The 25,287-nt window shown below is 63.5% G+C and carries 22 protein-coding genes; 14 read left to right on the top strand and 8 right to left on the bottom strand.

The window, feature by feature from the left end; all coding sequences use genetic code 11:
* The 12 genes from ACIP1G_RS00725 (at position 1) to ACIP1G_RS00670 (ending at position 9,688) form a co-directional block, all read left to right on the top strand.
* Positions 1-498 carry a hypothetical protein gene (locus ACIP1G_RS00725; RefSeq protein WP_400732640.1) on the top strand — a complete coding sequence of 166 codons (498 nt, stop codon included), beginning with the start codon at positions 1-3 and terminating at the stop codon, positions 496-498.
* Positions 495-2,336, top strand: a complete 1,842-nt coding sequence (gene gspD / locus ACIP1G_RS00720) for a type II secretion system secretin GspD (RefSeq protein ID WP_400732638.1) — start codon at positions 495-497, stop codon at positions 2,334-2,336. Before ACIP1G_RS00725 ends, gspD begins: the two co-directional genes overlap by 4 nt.
* Entirely contained in the window at positions 2,333-3,796 is a 1,464-nt protein-coding gene (gene gspE, locus ACIP1G_RS00715; RefSeq protein WP_400732635.1) for a type II secretion system ATPase GspE, read from the top strand. Before gspD ends, gspE begins: the two co-directional genes overlap by 4 nt.
* Before the next feature lies 1 nt (position 3,797).
* Positions 3,798-5,003 carry a type II secretion system inner membrane protein GspF gene (gspF, locus tag ACIP1G_RS00710; RefSeq protein WP_400732632.1) on the top strand — a complete coding sequence of 402 codons (1,206 nt, stop codon included), beginning with the start codon at positions 3,798-3,800 and terminating at the stop codon, positions 5,001-5,003.
* 1 nt (position 5,004) lies between these two features.
* Entirely contained in the window at positions 5,005-5,451 is a 447-nt protein-coding gene (gene gspG / locus ACIP1G_RS00705) for a type II secretion system major pseudopilin GspG (RefSeq protein ID WP_201201920.1), read from the top strand.
* On the top strand, positions 5,448-5,912 hold the full coding sequence (gspH, locus tag ACIP1G_RS00700; protein WP_400732629.1) for a type II secretion system minor pseudopilin GspH: 465 nt from the start codon (positions 5,448-5,450) through the stop codon (positions 5,910-5,912). The genes gspG and gspH overlap by 4 nt, the downstream gene beginning before the upstream one ends.
* The gene (gene gspI, locus ACIP1G_RS00695; RefSeq protein ID WP_400732626.1) at positions 5,890-6,273 is read left to right on the top strand and encodes a type II secretion system minor pseudopilin GspI; all 384 of its coding nucleotides are present in this window, start codon (positions 5,890-5,892) and stop codon (positions 6,271-6,273) included. Before gspH ends, gspI begins: the two co-directional genes overlap by 23 nt.
* The gene (locus ACIP1G_RS00690; RefSeq protein ID WP_400732623.1) at positions 6,260-6,847 is read left to right on the top strand and encodes a type II secretion system protein GspJ; all 588 of its coding nucleotides are present in this window, start codon (positions 6,260-6,262) and stop codon (positions 6,845-6,847) included. Before gspI ends, ACIP1G_RS00690 begins: the two co-directional genes overlap by 14 nt.
* Entirely contained in the window at positions 6,844-7,701 is an 858-nt protein-coding gene (locus tag ACIP1G_RS00685; protein WP_400732621.1) for a general secretion pathway protein GspK, read from the top strand. The genes ACIP1G_RS00690 and ACIP1G_RS00685 overlap by 4 nt, the downstream gene beginning before the upstream one ends.
* Positions 7,694-8,803, top strand: coding sequence for a type II secretion system protein GspL (gene gspL / locus ACIP1G_RS00680; RefSeq protein ID WP_400732618.1), 1,110 nt, complete (start codon positions 7,694-7,696; stop codon positions 8,801-8,803). Before ACIP1G_RS00685 ends, gspL begins: the two co-directional genes overlap by 8 nt.
* A complete protein-coding gene (gspM, locus tag ACIP1G_RS00675) occupies positions 8,800-9,279 on the top strand; it encodes a type II secretion system protein GspM (protein ID WP_400732615.1) in 480 nt (159 codons plus the stop codon). The genes gspL and gspM overlap by 4 nt, the downstream gene beginning before the upstream one ends.
* A 61-nt stretch (positions 9,280-9,340) precedes the next feature.
* Positions 9,341-9,688, top strand: coding sequence for a NirD/YgiW/YdeI family stress tolerance protein (locus tag ACIP1G_RS00670; RefSeq protein WP_400732612.1), 348 nt, complete (start codon positions 9,341-9,343; stop codon positions 9,686-9,688).
* Between the two features lie 100 nt (positions 9,689-9,788).
* Here the strand turns inward: ACIP1G_RS00670 and ACIP1G_RS00665 are convergent, their stop codons facing one another.
* Positions 9,789-11,066, bottom strand: a complete 1,278-nt coding sequence (locus tag ACIP1G_RS00665) for an MFS transporter (protein ID WP_400732610.1) — start codon at positions 11,064-11,066, stop codon at positions 9,789-9,791.
* A 75-nt stretch (positions 11,067-11,141) separates the two neighbouring features.
* On the opposite strand from ACIP1G_RS00665, the gene ACIP1G_RS00660 reads away from it, so the two are divergent.
* On the top strand, positions 11,142-12,035 hold the full coding sequence (locus ACIP1G_RS00660; RefSeq protein WP_400732607.1) for a LysR substrate-binding domain-containing protein: 894 nt from the start codon (positions 11,142-11,144) through the stop codon (positions 12,033-12,035).
* Positions 12,036-12,127: 92 nt separating this feature from the next.
* On the top strand, positions 12,128-12,901 hold the full coding sequence (locus tag ACIP1G_RS00655) for a ParA family protein (RefSeq protein WP_400732605.1): 774 nt from the start codon (positions 12,128-12,130) through the stop codon (positions 12,899-12,901).
* Positions 12,902-13,301: 400 nt separating this feature from the next.
* On the opposite strand, the gene trxC is transcribed toward ACIP1G_RS00655, so the two are convergent.
* The 7 genes from trxC to betI all read right to left on the bottom strand — a co-directional run bounded on the left by trxC (position 13,302) and on the right by betI (position 24,789).
* On the bottom strand, positions 13,302-13,736 hold the full coding sequence (gene trxC / locus ACIP1G_RS00650) for a thioredoxin TrxC (RefSeq protein ID WP_400732602.1): 435 nt from the start codon (positions 13,734-13,736) through the stop codon (positions 13,302-13,304).
* 130 nt (positions 13,737-13,866) lie between these two features.
* A complete protein-coding gene (gene selO / locus ACIP1G_RS00645; RefSeq protein WP_400732599.1) occupies positions 13,867-15,327 on the bottom strand; it encodes a protein adenylyltransferase SelO in 1,461 nt (486 codons plus the stop codon).
* Between the two features lie 181 nt (positions 15,328-15,508).
* The gene (gene mscK / locus ACIP1G_RS00640; protein WP_400732597.1) at positions 15,509-18,817 is read right to left on the bottom strand and encodes a mechanosensitive channel MscK; all 3,309 of its coding nucleotides are present in this window, start codon (positions 18,815-18,817) and stop codon (positions 15,509-15,511) included.
* Positions 18,818-18,852: 35 nt separating this feature from the next.
* Positions 18,853-20,595 carry a potassium/proton antiporter gene (locus tag ACIP1G_RS00635; RefSeq protein WP_176510910.1) on the bottom strand — a complete coding sequence of 581 codons (1,743 nt, stop codon included), beginning with the start codon at positions 20,593-20,595 and terminating at the stop codon, positions 18,853-18,855.
* Positions 20,596-20,844: 249 nt separating this feature from the next.
* Complete coding sequence (betA, locus tag ACIP1G_RS00630; protein ID WP_400732593.1) at positions 20,845-22,542, bottom strand: choline dehydrogenase; 1,698 nt, start codon at positions 22,540-22,542, stop codon at positions 20,845-20,847.
* A gap of 78 nt (positions 22,543-22,620) precedes the next feature.
* Entirely contained in the window at positions 22,621-24,093 is a 1,473-nt protein-coding gene (betB, locus tag ACIP1G_RS00625; RefSeq protein WP_400732591.1) for a betaine-aldehyde dehydrogenase, read from the bottom strand.
* A 39-nt stretch (positions 24,094-24,132) separates the two neighbouring features.
* The gene (gene betI / locus ACIP1G_RS00620) at positions 24,133-24,789 is read right to left on the bottom strand and encodes a transcriptional regulator BetI (RefSeq protein ID WP_400732588.1); all 657 of its coding nucleotides are present in this window, start codon (positions 24,787-24,789) and stop codon (positions 24,133-24,135) included.
* Positions 24,790-25,287 lie beyond the last annotated feature (498 nt).

Here is a 25,287-nt window from a genome sequence, read left to right as displayed (position 1 = left end):
ATGAAGCGCTCATCGTATCTGATCTGGCTGGCTTTCGCGCTGAAAGCGCTTGCCTGGCTGGCATGGCGTGAAAGCGTTTATCCCGTCGGTACGCGACCGCAGGTGCTGCCCCCGCCACCGGCGACAGCGGCCGTGCCGGAAAAACCCTTGCCGGCGGCCACCCTGGCCTTGGCGTTCGGCTTTCAGGCAACCGGCCCACAACAGCCAGGCCAATCAGATATAGCCCTTAAAGCCAGTTTCGTTTCCAGCCAGGGCGAGGCCCGTGCGTTGGTGAAAAGCCGAAGCGGCGAGGCCATCTATCGCGTCGGTGACCGCATACCCGGCCGCGGCGTGCTGCGCCGTATCGATGTGCGCTCCATCGTGCTGTGGTTTGAAGGCCGTGAGGAAGTCGTGTCGATGTCCGCGCCCACTGCAAACGTGTTTCTGCCTACAGGTGCGGCCGCTCGCTCGCACCCCATTCCCGACCCTTCATCCCGCCTGTTGCGGGAGGTGCAATGACTCTCAAGCGATATCTGCGCGCCGCCTCGTTTGGCGCCTGCCTTACCCTGAACTGTTCGCTGGCGCTGGCCGAAGCGCCCACCTGGCAGTTGGCGATGAGCGATGCCGATGTGCGCGAGGTGGTACGCGAGGTGGGGGCGATCCTCGACCAGACGATCATCCTCGACCCGCGCGTGCAAGGCCGTATCACTGTCCTTTCCAACGAAGCGCTCGATCGCGAGGGGATCCGCCGGCTGTTCTACTCGGTGCTCAATGCCCAAGGTTTTGCTGCCGTGAACGACGGCGACCGTTTGCTGGTGCTGCCGGCGAGCGAGGCCAAGGCCTGGGCCAACCAGCAGGTGGAGGCGATACCGGCAGCGTTCACCACGCGGGTCTTCAACCTGTCGGGCAGTGTCGCTGCCGACCTGGCCGGCCTGTTACGGCCTTTGGTTTCCAGCAGTGGCTACATTGGGCCGTCCAGTTCGGCCAATGCCTTGGTGGTGACCGACTCCGCAGCCAACCTTGACCGCCTGGAGCAACTGGTCCTGCAACTCGACAGCGGCCAGCGGCATGACTATGAGCTGGTGACCTTGCGCAAAGCCCAGGCCGAGGCCGTATTCCTGGTGGTTGAAGCCGCAGCCGGTGGCCCCGACAGTGGTGTGCGGGTGCTGGCCGATGCGGGCGGTAACCGCCTGCTGATTCTCGGCCCGGCCAAGTCCAGGCAGCGCCTGGCGCAACTGACCCGCTCGCTGGATGTCCCCGCACCGGCCACTTCGCAGAACTGGCGTGTAGTGCGCCTGCAACATGGCAATGCCGAACAGCTTGCCGAAGTGCTGGGTGAGGTGGGCAAGCGACTGGATGGTAGACCGGGCAAAAACACCCTGGGCGCCGACCTTGCCGGCGAAGCCACGGTCAAGGCCGATGCCAACCAGAACGCGCTGGTGCTGCTGGGTGAGCCACAAACATTGAGCAGCGTGGAGCAGATCATCCAGCAGCTGGACCAGCCGCGGGCGCAAGTGCTGATCCATGCGGCAATCGTTGAAGTCAGCGGCAGCATCGAGGAAGCGCTGGGCGTGCAGTGGGGCATGGACAAAGGTGGCCTTAAAGGCGGCGTTACCTACAGCGAAAGCGGCGCTACTTTGGCCGACCTGCTGGGTAAAGAGGCCAAGCTGCCGGGTGGCGCCGCCCTGGCCATCGGCTCTGACCGTTTTGCCGCGCTGGTTTCGGCATTGGCCAGCAACAGCCGTAGCAACCTGTTGTCAACGCCTAGCCTGCTGACCCTGGACAACCAGGAGGCGCAGATCCTGGTGGGCCAGAACGTGCCGTTCAAGACAGGTTCTTACGTTACACCCGGCAGTGGTTCAGAGAACCCGTTCACCACGGTCGAGCGCAAGGACATCGGTATCAGCCTGAAGGTGCGCCCGCACATCAACGAAGGCAACAGCCTGCGCCTTGAAGTCGAGCAGGAGAGCTCGGAAATTGCGCCCAGCACCGCCGAGAATGACTTGATCACCAACAAGCGCACGCTCAAGAGCACCATCCTGGCCGCCGATGGCGAGATCATCGTGATTGGTGGCCTGATCAAGGACAGCGTGCGCCAGGTACAGCGTGGTGTACCGTTGCTCAGCCGTATCCCGTGGCTGGGCGGCTTGTTCCGCTGGCGCAGCGACATCCAGGAAAAAACCAACCTCATGGTATTCCTGCGCCCGACCATCTTGCGCAGCCAGGCCGAACTCATCCAGGCGGGGCAACGTGCCTACGATGGGGTGCGCACTGCGGATGATTCGGTCCTGCCGGAAGATGCCCAGCGGATGTTTGAAACGCGGCGTCTGCCTGACTCACGCGGGCCACGGCCTTGAGCATCGCACTGCCGTTCAGCTTTGCCCGACGTCACGGCATCCTGCTCGACCAGCAGGCGGCCGAGCCTGCCTTGCTGATGCGTGATGGCGCGTCACTGGCCGCCATGGCCGAAGCCTGTCGGCTGGTCGGCAGTACCTGGCCGCTGCGTTACGTGAGCGATGCCCACTTTGCCGAGCGCTTGGCCCAGTGCTATGGCCCGGGTCAGGATGCCGCGCAGGCGGTGGTCCAGGGTCTGGACCAGGAAATTGACCTGTCGCGGCTGGCCGAAGCCTTGCCACAAACGTGCGACCTGCTTGAGCAACAAGATGACGCACCGATCATCCGCCTGCTCAATGCCTTGTTCAGCGAGGCGGTGAGAGCGCGGGCCTCGGACATTCACCTGGAAACGTTCGAGCACCAGTTGCGCGTGCGCATGCGAGTCGACGGCGTCATGCGCGAAGTGCTGACGCCACCGCGCGAGCTGTCTGCCCTGCTGGTTTCGCGCATCAAGGTCATGGCGCGCCTGGATATCGCCGAAAAGCGCGTGCCCCAGGATGGGCGGATCAGCCTGCGTCTTGCCGGCCATGAAGTGGACGTGCGGGTGTCAACGTTACCCGCTGCCCATGGCGAACGGGTGGTGCTGCGCTTGCTGGACAAGCAGGCTGTGCGCCTGGACATCGACCACATGCAGATGCACGGCTCGGTGCGGGCTGGCTTCATGCGCATGCTGGAAAAACCCCACGGTATTTTCCTGGTCACCGGGCCCACCGGTTCCGGCAAGACCACGACGCTGTACACCGCGCTTTCGTACCTCAACCAGGAATCGCGCAATATCCTCACCGTCGAGGACCCGATCGAATACCACCTGCCCGGCATCGGCCAGACCCAGGTCAACACCAAGGTCGACATGACCTTCGCCCGTGGCCTGCGGGCCATTCTGCGACAGGACCCGGACGTGGTCATGGTCGGCGAGATCCGTGACCGGGAGACTGCCGACATCGCCGTGCAGGCCTCGCTGACGGGCCACCTGGTGCTGTCCACCTTGCATACCAACAGCGCTCTGGGCGCTATCACGCGCCTTGCCGACATGGGCATCGATACCTGTCTGCTTGCCACCTCGCTGGCGGGGGTGATGGCCCAGCGGCTGGTGCGGCGGCTCTGCGACCACTGCAAAGTCGCTTATGCAGTGGAGGAGGCCACGGCCAGCGCCCTGGGCTACCCCGCCGGGCTGCCGTTGCAGCTCTATGAAGCGCAGGGCTGTAGCGAATGCCAGCTGGGCTACAGCGGGCGCCTGGCCTTGCACGAGATGGTGGAGGTGACACCAGCGCTGGCCCAGGCGATCCATGCCCGGGCGTCGCAGGCGGGCATGCTCGAATTGATCCGCCGGGACACACCAAGCCTGTTCCAGCATGGCGTCCAGCGTGTCTGCCAGGGGCAGACCAGCGTGGCAGAGCTGCTGCGCGTGACGGGGCAGGACTGACATGTCGCTGTTCCGCTACCAGGCCCAGGATGCGAAGGGGGCGCGCCAGCGCGGCACCCTGGAGGCACAGGGGGCGCGCCAGGCTCGGCAAACCTTGCGCGAGCAAGGCTTGCAGGTACTGAAGCTGGCCCCCGTCCGGGTGTCGGCCATGGGCGGCTGGGGCATACGTAACAGCCTGAACCTGGCCCAGCGCTCGCTGCTGACGCGCCAGCTGGCGACCCTGCTGCATGCCGGGGTGCCGTTGACCGAGGCCCTGCAGGCCGTGGCTGAGCAGAGTACCCAGCACCAGGTACGTCAGGTGTTGCGTGGCGTGGCTGAGCGGGTTGCCGAGGGCCATGCCCTGGCCCAGGCCCTGGCGCATTACCCGCAGGCGTTCCCCGTGGTTTACCGGGCCACCGTAGCCGCCGCCGAGCGCTCTGGCCACATGGCGGGCGTACTCGAGCTCTTGGCCGAGCATGGCGAGAACCAGCAGGCCCTGCGCCAGAAAGTACAGCTGGCCATGGTTTACCCGGTGATCCTGCTGGTTGTTTCGTTGCTGGTGGTGGGGTTTCTGCTGGGTTACGTGGTGCCGGATGTGGTGCAGGCCTTTTCGCGTGACCAGGCGCAGCTGCCGCTGGCAACGCAAGTGCTGATCGCCCTGAGCGATGCCACCCAGCAGTTCGGCCTGGCAGCGCTGGCGCTAGTGGCGGTAACCATTGCACTGGTTGCCTGGGCCCTTCGGCAACCGGCACGGCGCAGGCAATGGCATGGCTTTTCACTGCGCCTGCCGGGCTATGGCGAGTTTGTCCGCGCCAGTGAAGCGGCCCGCTTCATCAGTACCTTGGCGATCCTTGGGCGCAGCGGTGTGGCCCTGGTCGAGGCGATGAACATTGGTGCGGCGGTGATCGGCAACCTGATCCTGCGCGAGCGTTTGCTGCAGGCGGCTCGCGAGCTGGGCGAGGGCCGCTCGCTGGCCAATTGCCTGGCACGCAGCCAAACCTTGCCGCCACTGATGCTGCACATGATTGCCAGCGGCGAACGTGCCGGTGAGCTGGACGCCATGCTGGAGCGGGCCGCAGACCTTCAGGCCAGGCAACTGGCAGGGCGTATCTCGTTGCTGGTGAGCCTCTGCGAGCCGCTGATGCTGCTGGTGATGGGCGCCATCGTGCTGTTCATCGTGCTCGCCATCCTGCTGCCGATTCTCAACCTCAACCAACTGGTCAACTGATATGTCCTTACGTTCAGCACGCCGCGCCCAACGCGGCTTCACCCTCATCGAAATCATGGTGGTGGTCATCATCCTGGGCGTGCTTGGCGCGCTGGTGCTGCCCAATGTGATGAGCCGTCCTGACCATGCCAAGCTGACCGCAGCCCGCACCGATATCCAGTCGATTTCCACCGCGCTGGAAATCTACCGTCTGGATAATGGCCGCTACCCGACCACTGCCCAAGGGCTGGAAGCCTTGGTGAAGCGACCAACCGTGGCGCCACTGCCGCGTCAGTGGAGTGCCCAGGGCTACCTCAAAAGCACACCTACCGACCCTTGGGGCTCGCATTACCAGTACGCGAACCCGGGCACCCGCTCGACCCAAGGTTATGACCTTTACTCGTTGGGGGCCGATGGGCAACCGGGTGGCGAGGAAATGGATGCCGATATCGGTAACTGGCCTGAATGAACCCGCGCCGTTCTCAAGGCTTTACGCTGCTGGAACTGCTGCTGGTCATGCTGCTGCTGGGCATCGTGATGGGCATGGCGGAGTTCATCTTCGGGCGTGATCCGCAACGTATGGCCAATCAGGAAGCCAACCTGTTCTACCAGTTGGTGCAGCACGCGCGGCAACAGGCGGTGCTGGAGGGCTTGGCGCTGGGTATTCGCATTGATGCCCAGGGCTATCAGCTGCTTGAAGCCGCTGACGATGGCTGGGCGGCAGTGGGTAAGCATCGAGATGTCGAGCTGGATTTGCGTGTGGAGGTCGATGGGGTTGGGGTGCCTCACGCCCTGCCTGGCAGTGCACCGCAACTGGTGATGTACGGCAATGACGAGCACACGCCGTTTTCCCTTCATTTCGAGGCGGGCAACGTGCGCCTTGTCTCTGTGTCGAGTGATGGCATCAATGACCCCAGCTTTGTGCGCTGAGCGCGGCTTCACCTTGTTGGAGGTGCTGGTGGCGTTGGCGATCTTCGCGGTACTGGCCGTGGCGGTAACCTCCGCCAGCCAGCACGTACTGCTGCAGTCGCAGGGGCTTGAGGAGCGCTTGCTCGCCAGCTGGGTCGCCGACAACCACTTGATGGATATGCGCCTGCAACCTGCGCCGGCGCCTGGCCAGCGCAGCCTGGATGTCATGTTCGGCCAGCGTCGCTGGACCCTGCTGGAAACCCGCCGCCGCCTGGGCGGGAGTGCGTTGCTGGAGGTGCACGTGCGGGTGGCCCTTGCCTCGGATCGCCACGTACTGCATCAAGCCACGGGCTGGCTGGGGTTGGTCGATGCGCCACGCTAGAGGCAGGTTGGCCCGTCAACGCGGCTTCACCTTGATCGAACTGTTGCTGGCGATCGCCATCTTTGCCTTGCTGGCGGTGGGCAGCGCGCGCGTGCTCGATGTGTTCATGCGTGCCGAAAGCGCACGCCAGGTGCAGGCTGATGAGCTGCGTGCGTTAGGCAGGGCCATGAGCCTGATGCAGCGCGATGCCTTGCTGGGTTACCAGCCCGCGAGCCTGGGCAAGGAAGGTTTTGGTGTGCTGCTGCACGGCGCACGGGTTCACTGGCTGGCCAGGGAGCAAGACAACCAGGCGCTCAAGCGCAGCGAGTTGAGGGTTGTCGAATACTGGCTGGAGGAGGGCGTGCTCTGGCGCCAACGGCGCACCCAGGGGCAAGACCAGCCTCGACCGCAGCGCTTGCTTGAAGGTGTACGTGAACTGCACTGGCGTGTGCATGTGCCCGGAAGCGGCTGGCACGCACGCTGGCCAATGGCGCAACGGCGGCCGGTGCCACCACAAGCGCTGGAGGTGACGCTGTCGACCAAGCGCTTTGAGCAGCTGCGGCGGGTACTGCCGCTGGGGGGCGCCAGCCAATGAGGTGGCAACGGCAAAAGGGGCTGGCACTGGTTACCGTGCTGTTGATCATGGCGCTGTTCACGTTGCTGGTGGCCGGCATGTTGCACAGCCATCAACTGCTGCTTGGTGGGGTCACCCAGCAGATCGAGAGTACGCGCTTGCTGCGCCTGGCCCATGCTGGCGAGCAGCATGCCCTGGCCAGCTTGCGCCGCGAAGTGGGCGAGGTACTGCAGGTTACCCATGACCGGCAAGCCTGGGCCCAGCCGCGAGAGTTAAGCCTCGGTGAAGGGCAGGTACATCTGCAGCTTGAGGACCTTGCGGGGCGCTTGAACCTGGGCGCCCTGATGCCCGGGAAGGTGCCTGACCCACTGCTGCTAAAGCGCTGGGAGCGCCTGTGCCATTCGTTGCAACTGGAGCCACCGGTATTGGACAGGCTGATTGGCCAGCCGATGCTTGACCCCACCCAGCTGCGCGCATTGCCAGGTGTTACCGCCGAGGTGATGACGCGTTTGCAGCCATGGGTGGTGGTATTGCCCAAGGAGGCGCGGCTCAACATCAATACGGCCCCGGTGCGCTTGCTGGCTGCGCTCGCCGAGCTGTCACCCACGGTGGCTGCAGCGTTGGCAAGTGAGCGCCCAGAGTCGGGCTACCCCTCGGTGGAACGCTTTCTGGCCCAGCCCCAACTGGAGGGCCTGGGCCTGGACCGCCGTGGGCTGGCAGTGACCAGCCGCTGGTTTCGCCTTGAGGTACAGGCGCAGCTGGCAGATAAGCGAATGTACCTGTACAGCGACATGGAAATCGATTTGAACACGCACCAGGTCCGTGTGGTGCGTCGTGTGTTTACTGCAAGGCGGGAGCGTAGTGCAGATGAGTGAGAACTGGCTGTACCTGTTACCTGAAGGCGTTGCGGCGGCTGATGCGCACTGGCCGGTGTGGTTGCGGACGAAGGATGGCAGCCTGAACAAGGCGCGCCTGGGTGAACTGGCCGCGAGCGTGACCGGCCCTGTGATCGTGGTGGTGCCCATGGAAATGCTGGGCAGCTGTGAAATCGGCCCTGTACCGGGTAAACGGCCGACAGCAGAAACATTGGCCTATGCCGCCGAGGATCAGTTGGCAGCGCCGCTGGAAACGTTGCACCTGGTGTTCGGTTCGCCGAGTCCGCAAGGGCATCGTCGTGCCCTGGTAATAGAACTTCAGGTCATGACCAACCTGATGGCCCTGCTGCAAGCCCAAGGTATCGACCCGCTGGGCCTGTACGCCGATGCCGACCTGCTGGGTGCCGGGCCGCCCTGCGCCTTGTGGGTCGGGGGCCGCTGGTTGCTGGGCGGTCAAAATGGGCCATGGCTGGCCGCCAGCCCCAGAGTGGCTGAGGTTCTGGCGCAGCAGTTGCCGCCGATGCCCTGGCAGGCCGAGGCTGCTCATGCAGGGCAGGTACTCTGCAACCAGGCAGTCGACAGCGTTTTCCACGTCCTGGTGCAAGGGCGGGCCACGGCCCTTGACCTGCGCCAAGGAGCATTCCGGCGGCGCGGCTCGGCCGTGCCCTGGCCGGCCTTGGCGGGCGGGGTGCTGCTGGCATTGGTGATGGTGTGCCTGGCGGATCATCTGCGCGCCACGTGGTTGTCGCAACGCGCGGCGCAGCTGGATGCCGACAACGTTCAGGCATTTCAGCGGTGGGCGCCTGGGCAGCCTGTCGCGGGTGACCTGCTTGCACAGGTCAAGGCGCTGGAGTTCCGCCCCCGGGCAATGACCGCTGTCGAGGAACTGGCAACGTTCACCGAGCAGTTGGTGGAGGCCGGGAACATCACGGTTGAACAGGCGGTGGCCAGCCCTACCGAAGGCTGGCGCCTGGAAGTGGTTGCCCAAGGGTTCGAAGACCTTGAGCGCTTGCGTCAGCGGGCCCCTGCGGTGTTGATGGACCAGGCCCGCCAGGCCGAGCAAGGCGTGCGCGCGACCCTCACTTGGCGCGAGGCTCGATGATGCGGTGGTTCAAGCAGACCTGGCTACGCCAGTGGCAATCGCTACCTGGCGCGCGGCGCAGCGTGATTGGGGCCGCACTCTGGAGCCTGGTCTTGGTCGTACTCTGGCAAGTTGCCTGGGAACCCGGCAAGCAGCGCTTGCAGCAGGCCGAGCTTGATCATGCACGCGCGCTGGCGCTGGCCGGGCACCTGCAGAGGGTTTCGGCAGGCCCGGCCATGGCTCGGGACGCGGTGCGGACGTTGACCCCCGCCGGGCTCAACGAGCGAGCGCAGGCTGCCGGACTGCGGGTCACCGGGCTGCAGGCCCGCGCCGCTCAAGTGGATGTCAGCCTTGAAGGCGACCCTGCGAAACTGCTGGTCTGGCTGCACGCACTGGAGCGCGATGGCGCGCAGATCCGCAGTTTGCAATTGCAGGTGGTCGGTGAGCAGTTGCAAACGCAGCTGGTGCTGGAACTGGACGAAGCCTGGACAGATTAAGATTCGCTTCAGCCAGCTTCGGTAGGCTTTTCCCATCGAAAACGAAAAAGGACCTGCCACCATGAAAGCTCGCTACCTCGCCCTGATCCTCGCCCCACTGTTCAGTACTGCCGCCTTGGCTGCTGGCTACACAGGCCCCGGTGCCCAGTCGGTTAGCACCGTTGCAGCGGCCAACGATGCCGCCGATGACACCCCGGTGGTGCTGCAGGGCTTCGTGACCAAGAAGATCAACAACGACGACAAGTACGAGTTCAAGGACAACACCGGCACCATCACTGTTGAAATCGACGATGAAGACCTGCCGCCGACACCGTTCAATGACAAGACCAAGGTCAAGCTGACCGGTGAGGTGGAGAAGCACCTGATGAGCCGGGAAGTGGATGTGGATATGGTTGAGATCATCAACTGATCCGGCGGCCCTTTCGCGGGTAAACCCGCTCCTACAGGTATGGCGCTTGCCTCAGGTGTAGCGCAGTCCCTGTGGGAGCGGGTTTACCCGCGAAAGGGCCTCATGCGGTTTTCGGTGGTAACTTGCTCAAGTGCAATGCCACCAGCAACGCCACCGCCAGCAAGCTGCCAATGAACAACCCGATGCCGTTCCAGCCCCACTGGTGCCAGAACACCCCGCCCGCCGTACCGGCCACACTGGACCCTGCGTAATAACTGAACAGATACAACGACGACGCCTGCCCCTTGGCCCTAAGCGCCCGCCGGCCAATCCAGCTGCTGGCCACCGAGTGCGCGCCAAAGAAGCCGAAGGTGAACACCAGCATGCCGATGATCACCATCGCCAACGGGCTGGCCAGGGTCATCAGCAAGCCGCCTGCCATCACCACGATACTGGCCCAGAACACCTTGCGCCGGCCCAGCTTGTCGGCCAGGGCGCCGACTTGCGCCGAGCTGTAGATACCTGACAGGTACACCACCGACAGCAAGCCGACCAGCGCCTGGTTCATGTGATAGGGCTCGGCCAGCAGGCGGTAGCCGATGTAGTTGAAGAGGGTGACGAACGCGCCCATCAGCAGGAAGGCTTCAAGGAACAGCCAAGGCAGGCCGGCGTCCTTGAAGTGCATGACAAAACCGTCCAGCAGGCTGCGCGGGTTCATCATCTGCGGGCGGAAGTTGCGCGATTCCGGCAGCACCTTCCAGAACACCAGCGCGGCCACCAGGGCCAGGCCGCCGATGCTCAGCATTGCCGTGTGCCAGCTGACGAAGTCGATCAATACGCCGGTGATGAGCCGCCCGCTCATGCCGCCAATGGCGTTGCCGCCGATGTACAGGCCCATGGCCAGGCCGATGTGCTGCGGGTGGATCTCTTCGCTCAGGTAGGTCATGGCCACCGCCGCCAGGCCGCTCAGCGACAGGCCGACCAGGGCGCGGGTGGCCAGGACCAGCTCCCAGCTTGGCATCACCGCGCTGGCCAGGGTGGAAAGAGCAGCACAAACGAGGGCAAAGACCATCACCGGCTTGCGCCCTATGCGGTCGGAGATGGGGCCGGTAATCAGCAGGCCGAACGCCAGCATGGCGGTGGCTACCGACAACACCAGGCTGCTCTGCGCCGCGGTGATGGCAAATTCCTTGGACAGCAGCGGCATCATCGGCTGCACGCAGTACAGCAGGGCGAAGGTGGCGAAGCCGCCGCTGAACAAGGCCAGCACGGTTTTCATGAAGGCGGCGGTGCCTTTTTCGATCCACATCTCGTTCAGGGGAGCAAGTTCTGGCTCGGCAGGAAGGGGGGCTACAGCAGTTTTCACGGCGGGTACCTCTGGCGCAATGAAAAAAAGCATATAGCTGGCTAATGATTAGATCCAATATATTGTTCGACCTATTTAAGACGTTTTGCGACCTGTTCGGAGCCGACCATGGAACTGCGTCATCTGCGTTACTTCATTGCCGTGGCCGAAGAGCTGCACTTTGGCCGAGCCGCCCAGCAGCTGGGTATTTCCCAGCCACCGCTCAGCCAGCAGATCCAGGCGCTGGAGCAGGAGCTGGGGGCGCGGTTGTTCGAGCGTACCAATCGTCGGGTCGAGCTGAGCGAGGCGGGCAGGCTGTTCCTTGAAGAGGCACGCCAGGTGCTGGCGCAGGTCGATAGAGCCGCGGATGTAGCCCGACGCGCTCAGTTGGGCGAGTTGGGCGAAATGAAGATCGGTTTTACCTCGTCGGCACCCTTCACTTCGAAGATTCCCAAGGCCATCCACGCCTTTCGCCAGCGCTTTCCGGCGGTGCACCTGAACCTCAAGGAAATGAGCAGCCGGGATGTCGCCGAGGGGGTGTTCGACGAAACCATTGAAGTGGGGCTGATGCGGCCGATGCCGCTGCCTGAGGGCTTGCTGGCCACCGAATTGTTTCGTGAGCCGCTGGTGGCGGTGATCAACGCTTCGCATCCGCTGGCCGAAAGTGCTGAGCATGGCGTGCATATGGCGGCTTTGGCCCATGAGCCGTTCGTGTTCTTTCCGCGCAGTTACGGCAGCGGTTTGCACGCGCAGTTACTGAGCCTGGCGCGGCAGGCGGGCTTCAGCCCGCATCTTGCCCAGGAGGCAGGGGAGGCGATGACCATCATCGGCCTGGTATCGGCGGGGTTGGGGGTGTCGGTGCTGCCGGCCTCGTTCCAGCGCATGCGCATTGAAGGGGTGGTGTACCGCACATTGCTCGACGAAGGGGCCACGTCGGCGGTGTGGCTGGTGCAGCGTGAGCGCGGAGGTTCGGTTATGGCCAAGGCATTTGCCGAGCTGGTCACCGGGCAGGCCTATGGCTGACCAGCCGATGTATCCATACCCGGCAAATGGCACTGGCCATTGCTGCGGCGTCGCCACATACTCGGGCATTCGTAGAAACACGGAGGTCAATCATGCGGCGCGTGGTGTTCAATCAGAAGGGTGGCGTGGGCAAGTCGAGCATCGCCTGCAACCTGGCGGCGGTCAGTGCCAATGAAGGCTACCGGACCCTGTTGATCGACCTGGATGCCCAGGCCAACTCGACCCAGTACCTCACCGGTCTGACCGGCGAGGACATCCCCATGGGCATTGCCGATTTCTTCAAGCAGAGCCTATCCAGCGGGCCATTCAGCAAAAAGAACAAGGTCGATATCTACGAAACCCCGTTCGACAACTTGCACGTGGTGACTGCAACGCCTGAACTGGCCGACCTGCAGCCCAAGCTTGAGGCCAAGCACAAGATCAACAAGCTGCGTAAGTTGCTCGACGAGCTGGACGAGGACTACGAGCGTATCTATATCGATACCCCACCGGCGCTTAATTTCTATGCGGTATCTGCACTGATCGCTGCCGATCGTGTGTTGATCCCATTCGACTGCGACAGTTTCTCGCGCCAGGCCCTGTATGGCCTACTGGCCGAGATCGAAGACCTCAAGGAAGACCATAACGAAGACCTGGTGGTAGAAGGCATCGTGGTCAACCAGTTCCAGTCCCGTGCCACCCTGCCGCAGCAGATGCTTGACGAGCTGCTGGCCGAAGGCCTGCCGGTGCTACCGGTATACCTGGGCAGCTCGGTGAAGATGCGCGAGTCGCACCACGCCAACCTGCCGCTGATTCACCTGGAGCCGAAGCACAAGCTGACCCAGCAGTTTGTCGAGTTGCATGATTTGCTGGAGGAGGGGGTTTAGGCGGAGGGTATGGCTAGGGATTCGGTCAGGGCTGCTGGGTGGCTGGCGGGGAATTTTCGGCGCCTGTGAAATCGAGCGCCGCGGATGTTCGCCGAAACATTTACAGCGCCTATGAGATCGAGCGCCGCCCGCGCGGCGCTTCGCGGCTAAAGCCGCTCCTACGTTTGTTTCTGGCCAATTATTTCTGTGGGATTTGCGCGCGAACGCCTTGGCGCATATCTCGATATCGCGTCGTACAAACAAGGCGGTCGCGCGCGTCTGGCACAGGCGATACTGGCCCGAAACAAATGTAGGAGCGGCTTTAGCCGCGAAGCGCCGCGCGGGCGGCGCTCGATCTCACAGGCGCAGACCTCCTCAAGGCGTACCCCTGGCAGCCCTCACGCATTCAACAGCGGCCCCCCTAAACCCCCTGCCCACGCACCCATTCCAGCAACGACTGCAGCGGAAACGCCCCAGCCTGGCGGCTGACTTCGCGGCCGTTCTTGAACAGCAGCAGGCTGGGGATCGAGCGGATGCCCAGTTGCCCGGCCAGGTTGCGGTTGGCTTCGCTGTCGAGCTTGGCCAGGCGGCAACGGCCGGCCAATTGGTGGGCGGCTTGTTCGAAGGTGGGGGCGAAGGATTTGCAGGGGCCGCACCAGTCGGCCCAGATGTCGACCAGCAGCGGCAGGTCGCCTTTGATCTGACTGGCGTAGCTGGCTTCGGTGAGTTCGAAGGGGGTGCTCAGCAGAACATCCTGTTTGCAGCGGCCGCATTTCGGGGCATCGCCCAGGCGTTCGGCGGGCAGGCGGTTGAGGCCGTTGCAGTGGGGGCAGGGGATTACCAGTGGTTCGGACATTTCATCTCCAGTATGTGTATCGCGGACCCCTTGTAGGAGCGGGTTTACCCGCGAAGAATACGACGCGGTGGATGGCACCGGCTGCGCCGGTGTTCGCGGGTAAACCCGCTCCTACAAGATTCGGCGTTAATCAGGAAGAGCAGCTGATTTCCAGGTGCTTGCCCCACTCTGGTGGCCGTTCGGCGTAGGCCTGCATTCCGGCTTGCTCTTCGAAGGGTTTACTCAGCACCTGGTGCAGCCGCCGCACTTCACAGTAATCCCCTGCTTCTGCCGCTTCGATGGCTTTCTGCGCCAGGTAGTTGCGCAGCACATACAGCGGGTTCACTGCATGCATGCGCGCTCGCCGCCCGTCGGCATTCCCGGACTCCCGCTCGCAGCGGGCCAGGTAATCGGCGCCCCAGGCATCGAAGCCGGCCAGGTCGATGAAGTCGTCACGCACCACGCTCAGCGCCTCGGCCACTGGCTGCTCGCCCAGTTTGCGGAAGAAGAGGTTGTAATCCACGCCACCGCTCTGCATGCGTTGCAGCAGGCGCTCGACCAGCGCCATGTCGTCATCCTCGGCAGTGGTCAGGCCCAGGCGTCGGCGCATCAGGTCCAGGTAATGGGCCTGGTACAACGGCAGGAACAACCCCAACGCTTCCTTCAGTGGCTCCACCTCGATCACCGTGGTCAGCGCCTGGGCCAGCGCGCTGAGGTTCCAGTGGGCGATGGGCACCTGGTTGGCGTAGCTGTAGCGGCCACGGTCGTCGGAGTGGTTGCAGATGAAGTTGGCGTCGAAGTCGTCGAGGAAGGCGAACGGGCCGAAATCGAAGGTGATGCCGAGGATCGACATGTTGTCGGTGTTCATCACCCCGTGGCAGAAGCCATACGCCTGCCAACGGGCGATCAGTTCGGCGTTGCGTTCGACGATGGTGCGGAACATGGCCAGGTACGGCTGCTCGGCGTCACGGCATTCAGGGTAGTGCTGCTCAAGCACATGGTCGATCAGCACCCGCTGCTGCTCGGGCTGCTTGGTGTAGTAGAAGTACTCGAAATGGCCAAAACGCACATGGCTCTGCGCCAGGCGTGTGAGCATGGCGGCGCTTTCGCGAGTTTCGCGCCATACCGGGGTGCTGGAGCCGATCACGCACAGCGCCCGGCTGGTGGCGATGCCCAGGGCGTGCAGGGCTTCGGAGGCGAGGAATTCGCGGATCGACGAGCGCAGCACGGCGCGGCCGTCGCCCATGCGCGAGTACGGGGTCTGGCCGGCGCCCTTGAGGTGCAGGTCCCAGTGTTCACCTGCGTCGTTGAGCACTTCGGCCAGCAACAGGCCACGGCCATCGCCCAAGCGTGGGTTGTATGAGCCGAACTGGTGGCCGGAGTACACCATCGCCCGTGGGTCGGCTTGTTCCCACAGCTTGTGGCCGCTGAACAGCTCGGCGAATACCGGCAGTTCGGCCTGGGCTGGGTCGAGGTCGAGCAGGGCCATGGCCGACTCGCTCGCTACCACCAGGCGCGGGTCTGCGATGGGTTCGGGCAGGACCTGGGTGGAGAACGCATCGCCCAGGCGGGCGAAGCGGTTGTCGAAAGTGAGTTGGTCGAGGGCTTTCACTAGGCTGCTCCTTGGAATCGGTGCAATGGGGCCGCTTTGCGGCCCTTCGCGGGTGAACCCGCTCCTACACAGGGAGGGGTGAGCCGGAGAGCGGCGCGGTCCCTTGTAGGAGCGGGTTTACCCGCGAACGAGGGCAAAGCCCTCGCAGTAATTTTGCACAGAATAAAGTATTCGAGCCCACTCAGCCCGAAGCAGTGCCATCCAACTTAGGCTGTTCCATCGGGATCAGCTGCTGCTTGCCACCTTTCGGGTCCATCAGGAACACCTCGACCTGGCGTACCGAGATCTTGATGTCATGCGCCTTGAACTCGCGGCTGATGTAGCGGTTGAGCTCGTCCAGCGTCGGGTTGCGGTCGCCCAGGTCGCGCACATGCATGCGCAGCTCATGGTCCAGCGAGCTTTCGCCGAAGTTGAGGAAGTACACGATCGGCTCCGGGTCCTTGAGCACCCGTGGGTTCTCATGTGCGCCCTTGAGCAGCAGGTCACGCACCAGGTCGAGGTCGGAGCCGTAGTCGATGCCCAGCTTCAGCGTCACCCGGGTAACCGTGTCGGTCAGCGACCAGTTGATCAGCTGGCCGGTGATGAAGGTCTTGTTGGGGACGATGATGTCCTTGCGGTCGAAGTCGGTGATGGTGGTGGCGCGGATGCGGATTTTGCTCACCGTGCCGGACAGGTTGCCGATGGTGATGGTGTCGCCGATGCGCACCGGGCGCTCGAACAGGATCATGATGCCGGAAATGAAGTTGGCGAAGATTTCCTGCATGCCAAAGCCCAGGCCCACCGACAGCGCGGCCACCAGCCATTGCAGCTTGTCCCAGCTGACCCCCAGGGTCGACAGGGTGCTGACGATGCCGACGCCGACGATGGTGTACGACAACAGCGTGGTGGTGGCGTAGGCGCTGCCCTGGGCCAGGTTCAGGCGTGACAGCACCAGCACTTCCAGCAGGCCTGGCAAGTTGCCGGCCAGGGCGAAGGTGATGCCGACGATCACCAGTGCGCCCAACAGGTCGCCGAGGCTGATCGGCACCATGCTGGCGGCGGCGCCGGTGCCACTGGTGTATTCGTAAAGCACGAAGTTGTTGAGGTAGGCGAACACCGAGATCAGGTCCGACCACACCCAGTACAGGCCGGCGATGAATCCGCCGAGCAGGGCCAGGCGGATCAGGCGCAGCGACTGCTGGTTGACCTGTTCGATATCCAGCGTTGGTTCTTCGGTAATGACCTCGCCATCCAGCCCTTCCTTGGCCGCCGCCCGCTTGCTCAGCGCGCGTTGGTAGGCCAGGCGCCGTGCTGCCACCGACAGGCCGCGCACGAATGCGGCTTCGATCACCAGCCAGAACAGCAGCAGGTAAAGGGTGTAGATCAGCCGGTCGGTGAGCTTCAGTGCGGTGTAGTAGTAGCCGAAGCACACGGCGACGAACAGGGCGATGGGCAGGGCGGTAAACGCCACGCCCACTGCCCTGCGGAACAGCGAGGTGTCGCGGTGTGCCGGGCTGCTGAGCAGCAGGCGGCTGAGCAGCCAGGCCATCAGGGCATAGCAGGTCAGCACCACGCCGATACCCAGCACGTCGTCGGCCAGCGCCGAAGGCTGGTGCTCGGCCACCGCCACCACGCCGACCAGTGCCAGCACCACGGTGCCCAGGCGGCGCACCCAGCCGCGCAGGAACTCGACCTGCGGCTTGTGCCAGCGGAAGTGGACTTCGGCCACGCCACCGGGGGCGAGGATGCGATAGGCGGTGTAGAACACCAGCCAGGCCTGGGCCAGCTGCCAGAGCGCGGCGCCCAGGTTGGCGTTCTGCCCGCGAGCGTCGATCTGCAGGGCGTAGCTGCACAACGCCAGGCCCAGGCTGACCGGCATCGCCAGCAGGATGTTGATGAGGATTGCCTGGGGCGTGTGCCACTGGCTGTCACGGCGGAAGTGGCCAATGTCCTGGTGCACCTTGCCCAGCCGTTGGTACAGGTACTTGCGCCGCCACAGCAGCGCGCCGATCACCAGCAACAGTGGCAGGAACAGCAGCGGGCGCTGGCTGAGGCCGTCGGCCAGTTCCTTCAGGCCCGAGCCCCACGGCAGGTTGGCGACCTGGTCGGCCAGGCGCTCTGGCACATAACGCAGCCAGTCCCAGTCCAGCGGTTTGTTGCTGGGGATCCAGAACATCTGCTCGTCGAGAGTGGTGCGCAGGCTCTGCGCGGTGCTCAACAGCTGCTTCTGGTTGAGCTGCAAGGTGATCGACTCGTTAAGCAGCGCCGACAGCTCGCGGTTCAGCCGTTCCAGCAGGTCGCTACGGGTGATGGCCACTTCCAGCAGGGCCTTGCGCAGCTGAGGGGTCACCTCTTCTTGCGGCTGGGCGGCCAGCAGCTTGTCGACGTAGGTGACCGGGCTGCTCATCTGCTCGCGTTGTTGGTTGACCTCGAACTGGTACAGGCGGGTGTCGGCGATCTGGTCGGCCAGGTCACGGTCGACCTTCAGGTGCGGCAGGGTCTGCTTCTGCTTGTAGAGGATCTTCGACAGCAGCAGGCTGCCCTTGAGCACGTTGATCTGCTCATCCAGCGCCTGGTCGGCCTGGGTCAGGCTGTCGAGCTGCTGTTTGCTGCGCAGGTTTTGCTGGGTCAGTTCGTTGAGGCGGTCGGTACTTTTGAGCAGGTAGTCAGAGAGTTTGAGGTTGACCGCGCTTTCAGTGGCCAGCAGGCTGCTGCCACCGGCTTTCTGGGCTTCAATCGACTGCTGGGTTACCGCCTCCTGGGACTGGGCCAGGCGCTTGTCGTTGATCAGGGTCTGCAAGTCCTGGATTTCTTGCTCCAGGCGCGCGGCGCGCTCGATCAGCAGGTCGTGGCGGGCGTTGCCCAAGTCTTGCAACAGGCTGTTGCCAGCCAGTTCCTGGCGGCGCAGCAGGGTCAGTACGTTGAGCGAGGCCAGTTCGGCATTGAGTTGGTTGCGCTGGTCGGCGTTGATCGGTTTGCCGGCGTCTTTGCCGGTCTTGAGGATGTTGTTGATCTGCTGGGTGCGTGCCTGGCTGTTGCTGATTTCGGCCTGGGCGCGTTCTGGGCGGGTTTGCGAGTTGATGATCAGGCTGTTGGCTTCGGACAGCGCCTTTTGCAGCTCGCCCTGTTGGGTGTTGCGCTCGCTGAGCATCTGCTCAAGCTGTGGCACGCTGAGGGTGGCGTAGCGCTGGGCCACGGGCTGCGCCTTGCTTTCCTTGAGCCTGGCGAGCTCTTTCTGGCTGTCGCTGGTTTCTTTGGGGGCACCGGTCAGCTGCTGCTTCAGCGCTGCAACTTTCTTCTCGTTGTCTTCCTTGCTGGCCAGCAGGCTCAAGGTTTGTTCGAGCACTTGCTGCAAGGCCTTCTGGTCGGCTTCGGGCAGCTTGCGCTCGGCGATCTTGTCGAGGCTGTTCTGGATGCTGGCGGTGGTCGGGGCTTCTGCAGCGGTGGCTGCAAAAGAAAGGGACAGGCACAGCCCGAGCAGGGCTGTGCGAAGGTACACGCGCAGGGACATAGGCAGACTACTTGTGGATCCGGCAGAAACGAAGTTTAGAGGAACAATCCTGGTCCGGGTCGCGTTCCTTCGGGGAATCTGACGCCTACTTTCTGGATCTTGTTCCCGTCCATGGTCGCCACGGTCCAGATCGTGCCATGCCATTCGACCTGGTCGCCTACTACTGGAGCGCCTCCGACCTTCTGTCGGATGAACTGCGCCAGCGGCATTTTCGCGTCCAGACCGTCGAGTTTCAGGCCGTACAACGCGGCCACCGCGCCCAGCTCGGCATCGCCTTCGAGCACGAAGTCGCCAAAGAAGCGCAAATCGAGGCCGCGCTGCGGCGCCTGGCTGAACAGTTTGCCGAGGGCTGGCAGGTTGTGCTCGTGGCCGATCACGCAGAGCATGTCGCCGACTTCCAGCACGGTACTGCCCGAAGGGTGCAGCAACTGCTCGTTACGGAACAGCGCGGCAATCCGCGTGCCTTCGGGCATTTTCAGCTCGCGCAGGGCGGCGCCGATGCACCATTTTTCCGCACCCAGGCGGTAGACGAACAATTCCCACTCGCTGGTGACGTGCACTTCCAGGGCTGAGCGGGAGATCGGCGCCGGGTCTGGCGGTACGGTCACTTTCAGCAGCTTGGCCATCCACGGCAGGCTGGTGCCTTGCACCAGCAGCGAAACCAGCACGATGAAGAAGGCCAGGTTGAAGAACAGTTGCGCGTCCGGCAGGCCGGCCATCAGCGGGAACACCGCCAGGATGATCGGTACTGCGCCGCGTAGGCCGACCCAGGAAATGAAGCCCTTTTCACGGCCGTGGAAGGCCTTGAACGGCAGCAGCGCCGCGACCACCGACAGTGGCCGCGCCACCAGGATCATCCACAGCGCCAGGCCCAGCGCCGGTAGGGCGATGGGCAGCAGGTCATGCGGTGTGACCAGCAGCCCCAGGACCAGGAACATGCCGATCTGTGCCAGCCAGGCCATGCCGTCGAGCATGTGCAGGATGCCGTGGCGGCTACGGATCGGCTTGTTGCCCAGCACCAGGCCGCACAGGTACACGGCAAGGAAGCCGCTGCCGTGCAGGGCGTTGGTCAGCGAGAACACCACCAGGCCGCCGGCGACAACCAGAATGGGGTAGAGGCCGCCGGCCAGGTTGATGCGGTTGACCAGCTGCAGCATCAGCCAGCCGCCGCCCAGGCCCAGCAGCCCGCCGATGCCGAATTCACGCAGCAGGTGGGTGAGCAGGCTCCAATGCAGGCCGGTCTGGCCGCTGGCGATCATGTCGATCAGGGTGACGGTGAGGAACACCGCCATCGGGTCGTTGCTGCCCGACTCGATTTCCAGGGTGGCGGTAACCCGCTCGTTCAGGCCTTTGCCGCCCAGCAGCGAGAACACTGCGGCGGCATCGGTGGAGCCGACGATGGCGCCGATCAGCAGGCCCTGGATCAGGCTCAGGTTGAACAACCAGGCGGCGACCAGGCCGGTGAGGGCGGTGGTGATCATGACCCCGACGGTGGCCAGCGACAGCGCCGGCCACAACGCCACGCGAAAACTCGCCACCCGCGTGCGCAGGCCGCCGTCGAGCAGGATCACGGCCAGTGCCAGGTTGCCCACCAGGTAGGCGGTCGGGTAGTTGTTGAAGATGATGCCGCCACCATCGACACCGGCGACCATGCCGACGGCGAGGATGATGACCAGGATAGGGATGCCCAGGCGCGACGACAGCGAACTGACCAGGATACTTGCGCCCACCAGCAATGCGCCGATCAGGAACAGGCTGTTGATGGTGCTTGCATCCAAAGGCAGGTACTCCGGGACAGCGCGGGGAAAGAGGACTTGATAGCGAGTCGCTAGCAGGTCGCGTGCCAAATGATTCTAACCTGATGAATTGGCAGCATGTAAAGCGTTTCTGCAGATGTGCAAAAGGCACCGCGGTGGGTGCCTTTTGTTGTGTTGCCTGGGCGGGCCTCTTCGCGGGTAAACCCGCTCCTACAAGGGATACCCTATTCATGTAGGAGCGGCTTTAGCCGCGAAAGGGCCGGTGCAGGTTTACGCCTGCTTCACCTCACGCATCGCCTTGCCCTTCACCGGTGCACCGTTGGCCTTGTAGTACTTGGCGGTGCTGCGCGCCAGAGGCTTGCGGTTGCGGATCTTGTCCGAGATTTTCTCGGCGATCATGATCGTGGTGGCGTTGAGGTTGCCAGTGATGATGATCGGCATGATCGACGCATCCACTACGCGCAGGCCTTTCATGCCGTGCACGCGGCCTTCGCCGTCGACCACTGCCATGTCGTCGGTGCCCATCTTGCACGAGCAGGACGGGTGGAAGGCGGTTTCGGCGTGCTCGCGGATGAACTTGTCCAGTTCTTCGTCGGTTTGCACATGCGCGCCCGGGCTGATCTCGCGACCGCGGTACGGGTCCAGCGCCGGCTGGGCCATGATTTCGCGGGTCAGGCGGATGCCGTCACGGAATTCCTGCCAGTCCTGCTCGGTGGCCATGTAGTTGAACAGGATGCTTGGGTGCTGGCGCGGGTTCTTCGACTTGGCCTGGATACGGCCGCGGCTTGGCGAACGCATCGAGCCCATGTGCGCCTGGAAACCGTGTTCCTTCACGCCATTGGAGCCGTTGTAGTTAATCGCCACCGGCAGGAAGTGGTACTGAATGTTCGGCCACTCGAACTCAGGGCGGGTACGAATGAAACCACCGGCCTCGAACTGGTTGCTGGCGCCGATGCCGGTGCCCTTGAACATCCACTCGGCACCGATGGCCGGCTGGTTCCACCACAGCAGCGATGGGTATAGCGACACGGGCTGGGTGCAAGCGTATTGCAGGTACAGCTCCAGGTGGTCCTGCAGGTTTTCGCCAACGCCCGGCAAGTCGTGCACAACCGGGATGTCGAGGCTTTCCAGCAGGGCGCGCGGGCCGACGCCGGAACGCTGCAGCAGCTGTGGCGACGCAATGGCGCCGGAGCTGACGATCACTTCCTTGCGCGCACGGGCTTCAACGCGCTCTTCGCTGTCGCCGACCAGGTAGGTCACGCCAACGGCACGCTTGCCGTCGAACAGTACGCGGTCGCTGAGGGCGTGGGTGACGATGGTCAGGTTCGGGCGCTTCTTGGCCTGGTCCAGGTAGCCACGGGCGGTGCTGGAACGGCGGCCGTTCTTGGTCACCGAACGGTCCATCGGGCCGAAGCCTTCCTGCTGGTAGCCGTTGAGGTCTTCGGTGCGCGGGTAGCCAGCTTGTACGCCAGCTTCGACCATGGCGTGGAACAGCGGGTTGTTGCCGGCTTTAGGCGTGGCAACGCTGACCGGGCCTTCGCCACCGTGGTAGTCGTTCGGGCCGATGTCCCGCGTTTCAGCTTTTCTGAAATACGGCAGGCAGTCGAGGTAAGTCCAGTCCTCGAGGCCTGGCAGTTCTGCCCAGCCGTCGAAGTCCATGGCGTTGCCGCGGATGTAGCACATGCCGTTGATCAGCGACGAGCCACCCAGGCCTTTGCCGCGGCCACATTCCATGCGGCGGCCGTCCATGAACGGCTCCGGGTCGGTCTCGTAGGCCCAGTTGTAGCGGCGGCCCTGCAGCGGGAAGGCCAGGGCGGCTGGCATTTGGGTGCGGAAGTCGAAGCGGTAGTCGGGGCCACCGGCTTCCAGCAGCAGCACGGTGACGCCGGCGTCTTCGGTCAGGCGGGTCGCCAGGGTGTTACCGGCCGAGCCGGCACCGACGATGATGTAATCGAATTCTTGGGACATGAAAGTACCCTCGTGTTGGCGGTGATCAGGGAGCGGGAACGCCCGTGCACGGCGGCACGGGCGTGGCTTTACAAGGCCTTAGAAGACCGAGTTGTAGCCGCCCAGCTCGACCTGGACCGACTTGATGCGAGTGTATTGAGCCAGCGAGCTGATGCCGTTCTCACGGCCGACGCCCGACTGCTTGTAGCCACCCACCGGCATTTCGGCCGGCGACTCACCCCAGGCGTTGATCCAGCAGATACCGGCTTCAAGCTTGTGGATGATGCGGTGGGCACGGGTGATGTCGTTGGTGCAGACACCGGCGGCCAGGCCGTATTCGGTGTCGTTGGCGCGACGGATCACTTCTTCTTCGGTCTCGTAGGACAGAATGCTCATCACTGGGCCGAAGATCTCTTCCTTGACGATGGTCATGTCGTCGCTGCAGTCGGTGAACACGGTCGGGGCGACGAAGGCACCCTTGGCGAAATCACCTTCGGTCAGGCGCTCGCCGCCGCACAGCACGCGGGCACCTTCTGCTTTGCCCTTGGCGATGTAGCCGAGCACGCTTTCCATGTGCTGGAAGCTGACCAGCGGGCCGAAGTTGGTGTTTTCGTCTTCCGGGTTGCCAACGCGGATGCGGGCAACGCGCTCGGCGATCTTGGCTTCGAAGGCCGCCTTCATTTCAGCCGGGATGAACACGCGGGTGCCGTTGGTGCACACCTGGCCCGAGCTGTAGAAGTTGGCCATCATGGCGATGTCGGCGGCCTTGTCCAGGTCGGCGTCGGCGCAGATGATCAGTGGCGACTTGCCGCCCAGTTCCATGGTGACTTCCTTGAGCGACGAGCTCGAGGCGCTGGCCATGACTTTCTTGCCGGTGGTGGTGCCGCCGGTGAAGGAAACCTTCTCGATGCGCGGGTGTTCGGTCAGCCAGGTGCCGACTTCGCGGCCGCTGCCGGTCAGGACGTTGAACACACCGTTTGGCAGGCCGGCTTCGGTGTAGATCTCGGCCAGTTTCAGGGTGGTCAGCGAGGTGACTTCCGACGGCTTGAAGATCATCGCGTTGCCAGCGGCCAGTGCCGGGGCGGATTTCCACAGGGCGATCTGGATCGGGTAGTTCCAGGCGCCGATACCGGCGGTCACGCCCAGTGGCTCGCGGCGGGTATATACGAAGGACGATTCGCGCAGTGGGATCTGCTCGCCTTCGATGGCCGGTACCAGGCCTGCGTAGTATTCCAGCACGTCGGCGCCGGTGACGATGTCGACGTAGCGGGTTTCCGAGTACGACTTGCCGGTGTCCAGGGTTTCCAGCATGGCCAGCTCATCGTTGCGCTCGCGCAGGATGTCGACGGCGCGGCGCAGGATGCGCGAGCGCTGCATGGCGGTCATCGCAGCCCAGACTTTCTGGCCACGCTCGGCGCTTTCGACGGCTTTCTCGACGTCAGCCTCGGTGGCACGTTGCACGTGGGCGAGGACTTCGCCGGTAGCCGGGTTGATGGCTTCGAAAGTGGCATCGCTGCCAGCGTCGACGTAAGCGCCATCAATGTAGAGTTTTTGCGTTCCGAAACGGGCCATAGTGTCCTCGCAAGTGCAGTGTGTGGTTTGGCTTGCGCGTCACGCTCCTGCCGGGTTGGCAAGGGCCGTGCGCGCTGGGTCAGCGGCCTGGTCGTTTGTACCCAGGGTGTGCTGCTTAGCCAGTTGTAGATCCATGTATTCGTAAGCAATCCGTATTGCCTGGTCGGTGTCGAATGCATCACCCGACAGGGCGCCACGCAGCCACAAGCCGTCGATCAAAGCCGCCAGGCCGCGGGCGGCCTTGCGCGCATGGTAGAGCGGCAGGGCGCGGCGGAACTGGCAGCACAGGTTGGAATACAAACGGTGGTCGTTGATCCGCTGCAACCTGTGCAAATCGGGCTGGTGCATGCTGGAAGCCCAGAAGGCCAACCAGGTTTTCATTGCCGGGCCGTTCACCTGGCTGGCATCGAAGTTGCCCTCGATGATCACTTTCAGGTGGGCGCGCGGGCTGTCGTCCGTCAGGGCCTGGCGACGTGCTCTAACACCTTCGTTGAGCATGTTCATGATGTAACCCATCGTCGCTGCGATCAGGCCGTTCTTGTCCTGAAAGTAGTGACTGATGATGCCGTTCGACACACCGGCCAAACGGGCAATCAGCGCAATGCTGGCGTCCCCCAGACCGACCTGATCGACCGCCTGCAACGTGGCTTCGATCAACTGCTGGCGGCGGATGGGTTGCATACCGACCTTGGGCATCTTGCTATCTCCTCAGGCCTCTTCGAGCAGACGACACGCGGCTGACTCGGCGAAGGCCAGTCTATTTTGTTTTGATTGAACGTTCAATCAATAAAGAATAAGCTCTGCGACAATTTGTGCCATTGACAGTTTTTCAGGCCGTCGAGAAGGCACGGATTGACACCCCAGGAAATCGCGTAACCCCCGGAATACAAGGCGTTGACGGGCATGAGCGATGCGAAATGCAGATTCTGCCGTACGGCCACTGGCCCTGCGACAGGCCCTTGGAGCGGGCGGGGTGATCTGTGACGAATGCGCGCACCTCGGCTTGAGGCGTGGCATTTTCAGCAGGCCACCTGTCTGTTTTTTTGCAACGTATCGATTCGGGATCACGGTTTCCAGGGTGCTTTTATAACACCTGACGCAGTGGGGATATTCCACCAATTGCTCGGGAAAGACTGATTAGCCTCCACAGCCGTACTGCCCGGAGCATTCGTGCAATGAGTTCTGCCTCACTTA

It is taken from the genome of Pseudomonas sp. NPDC089392 (assembly GCF_044749595.1).
GTDB lineage: Bacteria > Pseudomonadota > Gammaproteobacteria > Pseudomonadales > Pseudomonadaceae > Aquipseudomonas.
The sequence above is the reverse complement of the archived record's forward strand: the minus strand, read 5'-3'. Positions and strand labels throughout refer to the sequence as shown.

Excerpts from the sequence above, each read along its gene's own strand:
- ACIP1G_RS00725 (WP_400732640.1), top strand. The coding sequence starts at position 1 with ATGAAGCGCTCATCGTATCTGATCTGGCTGGCTTTCGCGCTGAAAGCG.
- gspD (WP_400732638.1), top strand. The coding sequence starts at position 495 with ATGACTCTCAAGCGATATCTGCGCGCCGCCTCGTTTGGCGCCTGCCTT.
- gspF (WP_400732632.1), top strand. The coding sequence starts at position 3,798 with ATGTCGCTGTTCCGCTACCAGGCCCAGGATGCGAAGGGGGCGCGCCAG.
- gspG (WP_201201920.1), top strand. The coding sequence starts at position 5,005 with ATGTCCTTACGTTCAGCACGCCGCGCCCAACGCGGCTTCACCCTCATC.
- gspH (WP_400732629.1), top strand. The coding sequence starts at position 5,448 with ATGAACCCGCGCCGTTCTCAAGGCTTTACGCTGCTGGAACTGCTGCTG.
- gspI (WP_400732626.1), top strand. The coding sequence starts at position 5,890 with ATGACCCCAGCTTTGTGCGCTGAGCGCGGCTTCACCTTGTTGGAGGTG.
- ACIP1G_RS00690 (WP_400732623.1), top strand. The coding sequence starts at position 6,260 with ATGCGCCACGCTAGAGGCAGGTTGGCCCGTCAACGCGGCTTCACCTTG.
- ACIP1G_RS00685 (WP_400732621.1), top strand. The coding sequence starts at position 6,844 with ATGAGGTGGCAACGGCAAAAGGGGCTGGCACTGGTTACCGTGCTGTTG.
- gspL (WP_400732618.1), top strand. The coding sequence starts at position 7,694 with ATGAGTGAGAACTGGCTGTACCTGTTACCTGAAGGCGTTGCGGCGGCT.
- gspM (WP_400732615.1), top strand. The coding sequence starts at position 8,800 with ATGATGCGGTGGTTCAAGCAGACCTGGCTACGCCAGTGGCAATCGCTA.
- ACIP1G_RS00670 (WP_400732612.1), top strand. The coding sequence starts at position 9,341 with ATGAAAGCTCGCTACCTCGCCCTGATCCTCGCCCCACTGTTCAGTACT.
- ACIP1G_RS00665 (WP_400732610.1), bottom strand. The coding sequence starts at position 11,066 with ATGCTTTTTTTCATTGCGCCAGAGGTACCCGCCGTGAAAACTGCTGTA.
- ACIP1G_RS00660 (WP_400732607.1), top strand. The coding sequence starts at position 11,142 with ATGGAACTGCGTCATCTGCGTTACTTCATTGCCGTGGCCGAAGAGCTG.
- ACIP1G_RS00655 (WP_400732605.1), top strand. The coding sequence starts at position 12,128 with ATGCGGCGCGTGGTGTTCAATCAGAAGGGTGGCGTGGGCAAGTCGAGC.
- trxC (WP_400732602.1), bottom strand. The coding sequence starts at position 13,736 with ATGTCCGAACCACTGGTAATCCCCTGCCCCCACTGCAACGGCCTCAAC.
- mscK (WP_400732597.1), bottom strand. The coding sequence starts at position 18,817 with ATGTCCCTGCGCGTGTACCTTCGCACAGCCCTGCTCGGGCTGTGCCTG.
- betA (WP_400732593.1), bottom strand. The coding sequence starts at position 22,542 with ATGTCCCAAGAATTCGATTACATCATCGTCGGTGCCGGCTCGGCCGGT.
- betB (WP_400732591.1), bottom strand. The coding sequence starts at position 24,093 with ATGGCCCGTTTCGGAACGCAAAAACTCTACATTGATGGCGCTTACGTC.
- betI (WP_400732588.1), bottom strand. The coding sequence starts at position 24,789 with ATGCCCAAGGTCGGTATGCAACCCATCCGCCGCCAGCAGTTGATCGAA.